This is a genomic window from uncultured Wocania sp., from assembly GCF_964021735.1.
In the GTDB taxonomy this organism is placed as follows: Bacteria; Bacteroidota; Bacteroidia; order Flavobacteriales; family Flavobacteriaceae; genus Wocania_A.
Genome location: NZ_CAXIBN010000094.1, coordinates 1 through 12,570, shown reverse-complemented (window position 1 = coordinate 12,570; position 12,570 = coordinate 1). Strand labels below are relative to the sequence as shown.

General features: G+C 37.1%; 7 protein-coding genes, 1 tRNA gene and 1 pseudogene. 8 read left to right on the top strand and 1 reads right to left on the bottom strand.

What is annotated here, in order from left to right; all coding sequences use genetic code 11:
• From AADI82_RS09630 to AADI82_RS09600, 7 genes and pseudogenes are all read left to right on the top strand, one after another.
• A pseudogene (locus AADI82_RS09630) lies at positions 1–210 on the top strand (hypothetical protein); the annotation flags it as partial.
• A gap of 4 nt (positions 211–214) precedes the next feature.
• The gene (locus AADI82_RS09625; RefSeq protein WP_341216233.1) at positions 215–1,987 is read left to right on the top strand and encodes an efflux RND transporter periplasmic adaptor subunit; all 1,773 of its coding nucleotides are present in this window, start codon (positions 215–217) and stop codon (positions 1,985–1,987) included.
• 53 nt (positions 1,988–2,040) lie between these two features.
• Complete coding sequence (locus tag AADI82_RS09620; protein WP_341216234.1) at positions 2,041–2,355, top strand: DUF6660 family protein; 315 nt, start codon at positions 2,041–2,043, stop codon at positions 2,353–2,355.
• Between the two features lie 121 nt (positions 2,356–2,476).
• A complete protein-coding gene (locus AADI82_RS09615) occupies positions 2,477–6,910 on the top strand; it encodes a CusA/CzcA family heavy metal efflux RND transporter (protein ID WP_341216232.1) in 4,434 nt (1,477 codons plus the stop codon).
• Between the two features lie 111 nt (positions 6,911–7,021).
• Complete coding sequence (locus tag AADI82_RS09610; protein ID WP_341216231.1) at positions 7,022–8,266, top strand: efflux RND transporter periplasmic adaptor subunit; 1,245 nt, start codon at positions 7,022–7,024, stop codon at positions 8,264–8,266.
• Positions 8,267–8,379: 113 nt separating this feature from the next.
• Complete coding sequence (locus tag AADI82_RS09605) at positions 8,380–8,796, top strand: transcriptional repressor (protein WP_341216230.1); 417 nt, start codon at positions 8,380–8,382, stop codon at positions 8,794–8,796.
• A gap of 10 nt (positions 8,797–8,806) precedes the next feature.
• Positions 8,807–10,804 carry a heavy metal translocating P-type ATPase gene (locus AADI82_RS09600; protein WP_341216229.1) on the top strand — a complete coding sequence of 666 codons (1,998 nt, stop codon included), beginning with the start codon at positions 8,807–8,809 and terminating at the stop codon, positions 10,802–10,804.
• 178 nt (positions 10,805–10,982) lie between these two features.
• Here AADI82_RS09600 and AADI82_RS09595 read toward each other — a convergent pair.
• Positions 10,983–11,064, bottom strand: a tRNA-Leu gene (locus AADI82_RS09595).
• Positions 11,065–11,165: 101 nt separating this feature from the next.
• On the opposite strand from AADI82_RS09595, the gene AADI82_RS09590 reads away from it, so the two are divergent.
• Positions 11,166–12,554, top strand: a complete 1,389-nt coding sequence (locus AADI82_RS09590) for a dipeptidase (RefSeq protein WP_341216228.1) — start codon at positions 11,166–11,168, stop codon at positions 12,552–12,554.
• Positions 12,555–12,570 lie beyond the last annotated feature (16 nt).

Genomic DNA, 12,570 nt, shown 5'->3' with positions numbered 1-12,570 from the left:
GGAAAATTTCAAACTGTAAGACATCGAAGTTGGCGCTGGTTTGACTTTTTATGGATGACCCATACAATGGATTATGAAGGTCGAGACAACTTTAATACAGTTGTTTTAAGAACCTTTTCACTATTGGGATTAATTACTGTATTAAGTGGATTTTTACTGTGGTATACATCATCGCCTTCAATTAAAAAATTATTAAAACGAAAAAAATAAAGAAATGAAGAAATATGCAATTTATATAGGAATATTAGTGATAGGACTACTATTGGGATGGATAATTTTTGGTAATTCATCAAACAAAGAAACAGAGCATAATCATAATGAAGTAGTAGAAGTCAATCAAATGTGGACGTGTTCGATGCACCCACAGATTATGCGACCAGAACCAGGCGATTGTCCTATTTGTGGGATGGATTTAATTCCTGCAGAGAGCGGTGCAGATGGCTTATTAGCCGACCAATTCAAGTTAACTGAAAATGCAATGGCTTTAGCCAATGTGCAAACATCCATAGTTGGCAATGGTAAAGTGAACGGTAATGCTATAAAATTATCGGGAAAAATTGTTGAAAATGAAGAATCCAACGCTGTGCAAGTAAGTTATTTTTCTGGAAGAATTGAACAATTGAACGTGAGTTTTACTGGAGAAGAAATTCGTAAAGGACAGTTACTAGCCACTATTTATTCGCCTGAATTATATGCGGCTCAACAAGAATTAATTACGGCTGCTTCCTTAAAAGAATCTCAACCCACTTTGTACAAGGCAGTAAGAAACAAATTGAAACTTTGGAAACTATCAGAAAATCAAATCAATAAAATTGAAACTTCTGGTAAAGTGTTGGAAAACTTTCCTGTATATGCTACAGTTTCGGGTACGGTTTCAGAAAAATTAGTAGAACAAGGTGATTACATAAAGCAAGGACAACCACTATTGAAAATTGCAAAGCTAAACACGGTTTGGGCAAATTTCGATGTTTACGAAAATCAGATTGATTTATTCAAAAAAGGACAAGACGTGTCAATCATAACCAATGCTTATCCTGATAAGGAATTCAAAGGTAAAGTTTCATTCATAGACCCTGTATTAGATACACGAACAAGAACCGTGAAATTAAGAGTTGTTTTAAATAACACAAATAATGCCCTTAAGCCAGGAATGTTTGTTGAAGGTGAAATTAAGGGTGTTTCTTCAAATAAAGAACAAGTATTAAGCATTCCGTCCACAGCGATTTTATGGACAGGAGAACGCTCAGTAGTATATATAAAAACTAGTCCAGATGAGCCTGTTTTTGAAATGCAAGAAGTAAAATTAGGCAATACTATAGGAGAAAATTACGAAGTTTTAAGTGGATTAGAAAATGGAGATGAAATAGTTACTAATGGAACTTTCACAATAGATGCAGCTGCGCAATTGCAGGGTAAAAAATCAATGATGAATAAGAAAGGTGAAAAAGTAATGACCGGACACGAAGGACATTTGGGGATGCAAGAAACAACTTCAAGTAGCGATAGTAATCACTCTGAAATGAATGAGAGAATAAAAGTTCCCGTGGATTTTCAAAATCAATTAAAAACTGTTTTTAATAATTATTTAGATATAAAAGATGCATTGGTAAAAGATGATTCAAAAAAAGTAGCTGATGATGCAAAGAAACTACTCAATAAATTGAATCTGATAGATATGAAATTATTGAGAGACAACAATGCTCATAATCATTGGATGAAGTTAGAGAAAGAACTAAAATCTTCAACTAAATCTATCGTAGAAGCCTCGGATATAAAAAAACAGAGAAATCATTTTAAACATTTATCATCTCATTTGGGTAGTGCAATACAGTTATTTGGAGTTAACGAAAAGGTTTACAATCAATTTTGTCCAATGGCAGATAATAACAAAGGTGCTTATTGGTTGAGCAAAGAAGAAAAAGTATCAAACCCATATTTTGGTGATGCAATGCTAACCTGTGGTGAGGTTAAACAAGTAATAGAATAAAGTAAAAAAATCTTTGCATAACCTATGCATTGCTAATTTTGTATATTTGTATTGTGAAAATAGCAACACTCATATTAACATTTTATCTTCTAGCACTTAACGGGCTACCCTGTAGTGATGCAAATTTCCCTGCTAATGAAAGTCAAACGGAAACTGTTATGCATGGTCACACAGATCATTCCGAAAATGGTACTTCAGACTTATGCAGTCCATTCTGCACCTGTCATTGCTGTCACGTCCATACTATAGATTTTGGACTCCCAGATTTCGAGCCAATAGTTATGGGGTTTTCTATCGAACCCATTATTCATTTCGATAACGTAGGTAAAGAATATACCCACTCCCTACTACAACCACCGCAAGTTTAATTCAGTTTATAGGATAGTTATATCCAGACCTATCCCGCGATAGGTCAACATTTTCATTTCGTTGATTTTGCTATATGTAGTTTCCATCGAAAAGTTTAACTGAATTAAATTTTTTTTCATAATGATCAATAAAATCATTTCATTCTCCATTAATAATAAATTTATTATTGGGCTTCTAACATTGGCGCTTATCGTAACCGGTATTTGGTCCATGTCCACCGTAAATCTGGGGTCGGTGCCAGATATCACAAACAATCAAGTACAAGTTATTACAGTATCTGAAAACCTCGCAACCGAAGATATTGAACAATTTGTAACCTACCCAGTAGAATTAGCAATGGGTAATTTACCAAATGTAACAGAAATTCGGTCTGTTTCCCGTTTTGGGCTTTCAGTGGTAACCATTGTGTTCAATGATGATATGGGCATTTACAAACCCCGACAATTGGTACAGGAAAAACTGAACGAGGTCAGGGAAAAGATCCCTGAAAAATTCGGGAGTCCTTCTATGGGACCAATTACCACCGGATTAGGGGAAATATACCAATATACTATAAAGCCAAAAGAAGGCTTTGAAGATAAATACTCCCCTACCGATTTACGTACTATCCAAGATTGGATCGTAAAACGCCAAATGACCCTGTTGGATGGCGTTGTGGAAGTCAACTCTTTTGGAGGCAATATAAAACAATACGAAATAGCGATAAATCCCGAAAAACTAAATGCTATGGGCATTTCCATTTCTGAAGTATTTGCCGCTTTAGAAAAAAACAATGTCAATACAGGAGGTGCTTATATCGAAAAAAACAAAATGGCAAACTTCATCCGAGGCGAAGGACTAATAAGGTCTTTGGAGGATATCAAGGCTATTTCTATCAGGAATGAAAATGGCCTACCAATTACCATAGGAGATGCTACGGAAAAAGTTCAATTTGGAAGCCAGGTTCGTTATGGAGCCTTTACCCAGGATGGTCGTGAAGCCGTAGGTGGAATGGTATTAATGATGAAAGGAGCAAATCCTAACAAAGTTATTGCCAATGTACAAGAACGAATGCAAAACGTTGAAAAATCACTACCCGAAGGATTAGAAATTAAACCGTTTTTAGATAGAAGTAATTTAATAGAAAGAACCACTAGTACTGTAACCCAAAACCTCTTAGAAGGTGCTCTTATCGTCATTTTTGCATTGGTCTTTTTGCTAGGGAGTTTAAGAGGCGGATTAATTACAGCTACAACAATACCACTGTCATTACTTTTTGCCTTTATTTTAATGAAACAATTTGGAGTTTGGGCAAATTTAATGAGCTTAGGAGCTATTGATTTTGGAATTATTATAGATGGTGCTGTAATTATTATAGAAGGAACGGTTTATGAAATTCAAAAACGGATACGTTCTGGCAAACTCAAATTCAATCAAGAGGTTATGGATAAGGTCGCTTATGATGCAGGAAGCACTATGATGGGATCAGCTTTTTTTGGGCAAATTATCATTCTAATCGTATTTGCGCCTATTCTTTTCTTAACAGGTATTGAAGGAAAGATGTTCCGTCCAATGGCATTCACCTTTGGATTTGCCATGATTGGAGCTATTTTCCTCTGCTTAACTTACGTCCCAATGATGTCTGCTTTATTTATGAAACCTGTTAAAAACAAAAATAATTGGTTTGGTAAATTTGAAAGCTGGTTGGAAAGCATCAGTGATAAAATTATAGGAAGCATCCAAAAAGCCTATTTGCCACTTTTAAAGGGTGCGTTAAAAGCAAAGACCCTAGTTGTTGGGGCTGCTGTGGCTTTACTTATCGTTTCAGGGTTTATATTTTCAAGAATGGGAGGCGAATTTGTCCCTCAATTGGATGAAGGGGACCTTGCCATGCAAGCCTTATTACGACCGGGAACAGGGTTAACAGAAGCTATTGATGTATCAAACAAAATAGAGAGTATACTCATTGATAACTTTCCTGAAGTAAAAACAGCTGTGGCGAGAATTGGGGTAGCCGATATTCCTACCGATCCTATGCCTATGGATATTGCCGATATGTTCATCATCCTGGAAAAAGATATGAGCAAATGGACGTCTGCAAGTTCAAAAGAAGAATTAATAGATAAAATCAAGGATAAACTAGATAGTGAACTTACAGGTGTAAACTTGGTGTTTAGCCAACCTGTAGAATTGCGTTTTAACGAATTGCTAACAGGCGTTCGGGAAGATGTTGCTGTAAAACTATATGGTGAAGATTTAGAAGTACTTTCCCAAAAAGCCGAGGAAATGGCAGCCATTATCCAAACCGTTCCAGGTGTTGGGGATGTAAACGCAGAACGCACATCAGGTCTACCACAAATGACCGTAAAATTCAAACGAAAAAAGATGGCACAATACGGGCTCGACATAGAGAAAGTAAACGATTATATAAGTGCGGCATTCGCTGGTGGCAATGCAGGTGTTATTTTTGAAGGAGAAAAACGCTTTGATATGGTTATCCGATTTGATGAAGAACACCGCAAAAGTATCGAAGATTTACGTGCTTTATATGTTGATTTGCCCGATGGCACCCAAGTTCCCATCAAAGAAGTAGCAGACATAAGTTATGTACCAGGACCTATGCAAATATCTCGTGACAATACATTTCGCAGGACTTACGTAGGAATAAATGCAAGAGGGCGTGATGTGGAATCTGTAGTAACCGATATTCAACAGAAGCTAGATGCGGAATTAAACCTTCCACCAGGCTATTATATTACTTATGGAGGGGAATTTGAAAATCTCGTACGTGCTAAAAACCGGCTAACCATTGTTGTACCGATAGCACTGTTTTTAATCTTTGTACTCTTATATTTTGCCCTAAAATCTTTTTCACAATCCATAATGATATACATCGCTATCCCATTGGCAGCTATTGGCGGCATATTTGCCCTGTGGTTAAGGGATATGCCATTCAGTATTTCGGCAGGCGTAGGTTTTATAGTGCTATTTGGAGTTGCCGTACTCAACGGGTTAGTACTTATAAACCGATTTAACTCCTTAAAAGAAGAAGGTGTAACAAGCATACGAGAAAGAATATTAACAGGAACCAAAGAAAGAATACGACCAATTATGTTAACAGCAACTACAGATATTTTAGGTTTTATGCCTATGGCATTTTCATCATCGGCCGGTGCCGAAGTACAACGACCATTGGCAACCGTGGTTATTGGAGGGATGTTAACGGCTACTTTACTAACATTAATTGTACTTCCAATTTTATATACATTCATTGAAAAAAGAGGAGAAAACAAAGGTAAAAAGAAGCTTTCGTCATTAAAACCAAGTACTATAACTACCGTTTTAATCATAGGATGTGTATTGAGTTTCACTATTCCTGTTTCTGGTCAAGAAATTATATTGGAAAACAAAATAATCCTACAGGATAGTCTGCCAACAATAAGCCTAGAAAAAGCCAAGGAAATGGCCTTTGCCAATTACCCAAGTTTAAAAGCCGCAAAACTTGGAATTGAAGGCGAAAAAGCGATGCGAAAAACAGCCTTTGATTTTGGAAATACCCAAATATTTACAGGAAAGGAAGAAGTAGGCAATGGAGATAAAGGCACATTCAACACCATTGGAGTGCAACAGCAGGACATCAATGTGTTTGGAATTGTTCCCAAATTAAAGTTGCAAAAGGAACGTATCCATTTAGCAGAAAATCTTGTAAACTTAACCGCCCTAGAAGTGGAACGCGAGGTAAGTAGGTCTTGGGCAAATGTATATACAAAACGAAAAACATATTTAGTATATAAACAAATGGATTCCGTTTTTCAAGATATTGAGAGAGCGGCCAGAATAAGGTATGAAACCGAAGCCTCTTCGAATCTAGAATATTTGGCAACATCCAATCAAGCCAATGAGGTCAAAATTCAAAAAGAACAGGCTTTTAGGGAATACAACAAAGCATTGCAACAGTTAAACCAATGGTTTGCCAGTGATACGTTCTACAGTGTACCAAATTCTTCATTGGAATCTTTAGAAGCTCCGTTTGATTATAGGGCAACATCCTTGGAAAACCATCCGCTACTTCAAGCTTCAAAGCAGCAAATAAATGTAGCTAAGGCATTTACCAGGGTACAAAAATCTGAATTTTTGCCAAAGTTTCAGTCACAATACGGCAGGCAACAAATTAATGGGCAATCAGGATTTTATCAATATCAAGTAGGGGTACAAATTCCATTGTTTTTCGGTGCCAATTTAGGAAGAGCGCAAAAGGCAAAAATTGACAAAAAAATAGCAGAAGAGAATTTTTATACCGAAAAGCTAAAAGTAAAAACAGCCTATGAAAATATGCGGGAAGATTTTATAAAATGGAAAACTTCGTGGGATTATTATAAAAACAAAGCACTACCATTGGCCAAAGAACAGCAAAGAGGCACCATATTGGCCTTTAAGGAAGGAGCCATCAACTACGTGGCTTTCTTACAGAATATCCGAGATGTTATCCGTATTGAAATAAGTGCTTGGGAAGCTTTCAACAGCTACTTGGACAGTCGTTACCAACTCGAATATTACCTAAAAAATTCTAAATAAAACTTAAGATAAACAATAAGATGAAACATCCATGACTAATGTTTTAACGAATAACGGTAATGATAATTTGGATGTTACATGTGACCATTAAAAATCAATAAATATTAACATATGAAAACACAAATAATAAAGATTTTAATGTTAACTCTTGTGTTAGCCCTTTTTATGGGGTGCAAGGAAGAGGTTAAGCAAAACGAAGACCAGAAGCTTTCCAACACAGAAGAAGCCCATGACCATAAAGAAGGAGAAGAACATGAAGAAAGCGAAGAAGGTTCTGGAGAAGAAGGTGAAGCAGTGCATTTATCCGAATTAAAATTCAATAGCTTAGGCATTAAAGTTGGCCCTTTACCAACAAAATCGCTTTCAGGTGTGGTTAAAGCTAACGGACAATTGGAGGTCCCACCTCAATATGAAGCTACAGTAACTGCCATTTTGGGCGGTAACGTAAGTGGCATTAAAGTCATAGAAGGTGATAAAGTGCGTAAAGGACAGACCTTAGCATACCTTTCCCACCCCGACCTGTCCCAAATCCAAACCAATTATATTAAAACCTTTAATAAGATGCAGTTTTTGGAAAAAGAATACGAACGCCAAAAACGATTATATGAAGAAAAGGTTGGTTCAGGGAAGACGTTTCAGCAAACAGAAGCAGATTATCTATCGATTAAAGCAGAGGTAAAAGGCTATGAATCGCAGTTACGACAATTGAATATAAGTCCCTCAAAAATAAGGAACGGTGAAATTTACGAATATGTTCCTGTAACAAGCCCTATTGCAGGTTATATAGAGAAAGTAAAAGTTCAAATGGGGCAATATGTAGCACCCCAGACTCCTATGTTTGCAATTGTGGATAATGAGCATATTCATGCGGATTTGATGGTCTTTGAAGAGGACATCCATAAAGTTAAAAAGGGGCAAAAAATTTCTTTCACATTAGAATCGGTGCCCAATAGCAACCTTACAGGTGAGATCTATTCCGTAGGAAAGCAATTTGAGCAAAACCCAAAGGCCGTACACATACATGCCGAAATCGATAAAAAAGAAGATTTCCTTATCCCCGGAATGTACATCAATGGAAAAATAAGGACTGGTGAGGCACCAGTGATGGCCTTACCAGAAGACGCCATTATAGAAGAAGGCGGAAAGCCGTTCATTTTTACAGCTCAAAAACATTTAGAAGACGGAGAACTTGAATGGGAGTTAAAACCGATTGAAGTCCGCACAGGAATAACCGAAGATGGCTGGGTGGAAATAAAGCTACTGGAACCTCTTTTGGAAAACACGCAGGTAGTATTCAACAATGCTTACTACCTGATATCGGAAATGCAAAAAGGCGAAACATCACATAGTCATTAATAAAATATAAAGATTGATTTTGATTGTTTGGTTAGGGTCTGTTCGATAGCTTTCCATAGAGAAATAAACAGCAGACCCATTTCAAAAAATCATTACGGATAACAACTAATAAAATGGAAGAAATAGCAATAATACTTGAAAATAAAGAGATTCGTCCCACAGCAATGCGGCTATTAGTATATCAGTTATTAGAAAAAAAAGAGAATGCCATAAGCTTGGGCGAACTGGAAAAAAACTTTGACACCTCAGAGCGAAGCACCTTATACCGCACTATAAAAACATTTGAAGACAAAGGTATTGTACACGCTATAGAAGATGGCACAGGTATTATAAAATATGCTATTTGCAAAGACCAATTTACATCTAAGGAAAATAATGACCTGCACCTACATTTTAGATGCAACACATGTCAAGAAACGGTTTGTTTGACGGATTATAAAATTCCGCAAATCAATCTTCCGAAAGGTTATAAAGCAGAAGACATGAATCTTATTGTAAAAGGCATTTGTGAAAAATGCAATATGAATTAAAAATAAAAGTATGATAAACAAAAACAAAAAACACCATAAAGAAGAAGGGCATCATCATGACCATGGTGGTATTTTTGGAAAAAACACGGAGCTCTATTTTGCAATTTTAAGTGGTATTTGTTTAATCACAGGATATTTACTGGAAAAATATGGAAGTATTTCAAGTAATATTCCTTTTGGATTATATATTTCAGCTTATTTTTTTGGAGGGTATTTTACCTTAAAAGAAGCCATTACAAAAATCTCAAAAGGTGAGTTTGAAATTGATTTTTTAATGCTCGTAGCAGCGGCAGGAGCAGCTTATTTGGGAGAATGGGCAGAAGGTGCTTTGTTACTGTTTCTTTTTAGTTTGGGCCATGCCCTAGAAAATTATGCTATGGGAAAAGCAAAAAAATCCATTGCGGCCCTTACCGATTTAGCCCCTAAAACCGCATTGTTGAAAAAAGGAAAGAAAACTGAAGAAGTAGCCATCGAGACCTTAAAAATTGGGGATGTCATTGTTATTCGTCCTAACAGTAAAATTTCAGCAGATGGTATTATTGTTAGTGGATCAAGTAGCATAAATCAGGCACCTATTACGGGAGAGAGCGTTCCTGTAGATAAAAAGGCCATAGAAAACTTTGACACAAATTATGAGAACCATAACAATATCCCCGAAGAAAGCCGAGTGTTTTCAGGAACCATAAATGGAAACAATGTTTTAGAAGTAAAAGTTATTAAAGAAGCACAGGACTCTACCTTAAGCAGATTGGTAACCATGGTTCAAAATGCACAAGAGCAAAAGTCGCCTACGCAATTGTTGACCGACAAATTCGAAAAAATCTTTGTGCCTTCGGTTATCCTGTTGGTCATCCTACTCAATTTTGCCTTTCTAGTCATTGATGAAACTTGGAACGAAAGTCTATATCGCTCTTTAGCGGTCTTAGTAGCAGCAAGCCCTTGTGCATTAGCCATTTCAACACCATCGGCAGTACTAAGTGGGGTGGCCAGGGCAGCCCGTGGAGGGGTTCTGATAAAAGGAGGGCGTCCGTTGGAAGATTTAGGCTCTTTAACTGCCTTGGCATTTGATAAAACGGGGACTCTTACCGAAGGGAAACCAAAATTGACCGATACCATTGGTTTTGACGGTACCAAAAAAGAAGACTTACTAAAAGTAGCTATTGCCGTTGAGGAGTTGAGCGACCACCCATTAGCCAAAGCAGTAGTTAGAGATGGGAAAACGAAATTATTCCCAGATGTAAATATCCCCAATGCGAGTAATACAGAAGCTATACAAGGGAAAGGCATCAAAGCAGAATATCAAGGCAAACTCGTTTACATTGGTAATCTAGAGCTGTTTGATGATATAGACAATGGTGTTCCGAAAGAAGTGGCTGAAAAAGTACATTCATTGGAGGGAGAAGGAAAGACAACAATGTTGATAAAACTTGGAAATGAATTCATAGGCATATTGGGGCTAATGGATACGCCTAGAGAAAAAGCAAAAGAAACCTTAGTACAACTAAAGAAAATAGGCATCAAAAAAATGATTATGCTTACAGGCGACAACCAAAAAGTAGCTGATGCCGTAGCCCAAGAAATAGGGTTGACTGAAGCTAGGGGAAGTTTACTCCCAGAAGAAAAGGTTGAGGCTATAAAGCAACTGGCTTTGCAAGAAAAGAGGATAGCGATGATTGGTGACGGAGTAAACGACGCACCTGCCATGGCAAACAGTACCGTAGGCATTGCTATGGGAGCTGCTGGTAGTGATGTGGCATTGGAAACTGCTGATATCGCATTAATGGCAGATAAATTGGAGGTTCTGCCTTTTGCCATTGGTTTAAGTAGAAGCGCCAAATCCATAATAAGACAAAATTTATGGATAAGTCTTGGAATTGTAGCCCTACTTATACCATCTACCATTATGGGATGGGCTAGTATAGGAATTGCCGTAGCTATTCACGAAGGTTCAACCTTAATTGTAGTTATTAATGCATTACGATTGTTAGCCTATAAGAGGCATAAATAAAATCGTTGAACATTTGTGCTGTATTTGTAGCAATACAGAAAAGTCTTTAGCAAATCAAAAATAGGGTTTACAAAAAACGGATAAAGTGAACCACTCTATCCAAACAACCTATGCTGTACCTAAAAAAATGGACGCAGTTTTAAACTAAAAAAGCCGAAGATTTCTCTTCGACTTTTTGTGCGGGCGGGGAGACTCGAACTCCCACACCTCGCGGCACTAGATCCTAAGTCTAGCGTGTCTACCAATTCCACCACGCCCGCTAAAGGACTGCAAATATAAACAACATTTTTAAATTGCAAACTTCTTTATCACTAAAAACATTCTTTTTTTATACTTTTGGTAACAACTTTATAAATTCACCATGAACAACGTTAAATCATACATTAAAGAACACAAACAACGCTTTTTAAACGAACTCATTGAGCTATTAAAAATCCCATCTATAAGTGCTGACTCAGTTTATAAAAATGATGTTTTAAAAACTGCTGATGAGATTAAAATTAGCTTGGAAAAAGCGGGCTGCGACCATGTTGAGATTTGCAAAACCGATGGCTACCCTATTGTTTATGGAGAAAAAATAATAGATAAAAACCTTCCAACCGTTCTAGTTTATGGGCATTATGATGTACAACCACCAGATCCGTTAGATTTATGGCATTCACCACCATTTGAGCCTGTTATTAAAAAAACAGAAAAACATCCAGAAGGTGCTATTTTTGCTCGAGGCGCTTGCGACGATAAAGGGCAAATGTACATGCATGTAAAAGCTTTGGAATTTATGACGAGTACCAATCAACTCCCATGCAATGTAAAATTTATGATAGAAGGCGAAGAAGAAGTAGGAAGTTCAAACTTGTCCATATTTGTAAAAAACAATCAAGACAAGTTAAAAAACGATGTTATTCTTATTTCTGATACTGGAATGATTGCACCCGATGTGCCTTCAATAACCACCGGATTACGCGGGTTGAGTTATGTTGAAGTTGAAGTTACTGGGCCTAACCGCGATTTACACTCGGGTTTATATGGTGGTGCTGTTGCGAACCCTATAAATGTTTTAGCCAAAATGATTGCATCGCTGCACGACGAAAACAATCACATTACCATTCCTGGGTTTTACGATAAAGTAGAAGAACTCTCAAAAGAAGAACGTGCGGAAATGGCAAAAGCTCCTTTTAGTTTAGAAAACTACAAAAAAGCATTAGATATTAATGCGGTTTATGGCGAAGCAGAATACACTACAAACGAACGCAATTCCATTCGTCCAACTTTAGATGTTAACGGCATTTGGGGCGGTTACACAGGAGAAGGTGCAAAAACCGTTATAGCTAGTAAAGCCTATGCCAAAATATCTATGCGCTTGGTGCCACATCAAGACTGGAAGGAAATTACACAGCTGTTTAAAACCCATTTTGAAAGTATTGCCCCAGCTGGAGTTACCGTAAAAGTAAAACCACACCATGGCGGACAAGGCTATGTTACACCCATAAATAGTATAGGCTATAAAGCAGCAAGTAAAGCTTACGAGGACACTTTTGGCAAAACCCCAATCCCGCAACGCAGTGGCGGTAGTATTCCAATTGTGTCGCTATTTGAACAAGAACTTAAAAGTAAAACCATTTTAATGGGCTTTGGGCTAGATAGCGACGCTATTCACTCTCCCAACGAGCATTTTGGAATTTTCAACTATTTAAAAGGTATTGAAACCATTCCTTTATTTTATAAATATTTTACAGAGCTTTCAAAGTAATTTTTTGGGTGTTACC

Excerpts from the sequence above, each read along its gene's own strand:
- AADI82_RS09625 (WP_341216233.1), top strand. The coding sequence starts at position 215 with ATGAAGAAATATGCAATTTATATAGGAATATTAGTGATAGGACTACTA.
- AADI82_RS09615 (WP_341216232.1), top strand. The coding sequence starts at position 2,477 with ATGATCAATAAAATCATTTCATTCTCCATTAATAATAAATTTATTATT.
- AADI82_RS09610 (WP_341216231.1), top strand. The coding sequence starts at position 7,022 with ATGAAAACACAAATAATAAAGATTTTAATGTTAACTCTTGTGTTAGCC.
- AADI82_RS09605 (WP_341216230.1), top strand. The coding sequence starts at position 8,380 with ATGGAAGAAATAGCAATAATACTTGAAAATAAAGAGATTCGTCCCACA.
- AADI82_RS09600 (WP_341216229.1), top strand. The coding sequence starts at position 8,807 with ATGATAAACAAAAACAAAAAACACCATAAAGAAGAAGGGCATCATCAT.
- AADI82_RS09590 (WP_341216228.1), top strand. The coding sequence starts at position 11,166 with ATGAACAACGTTAAATCATACATTAAAGAACACAAACAACGCTTTTTA.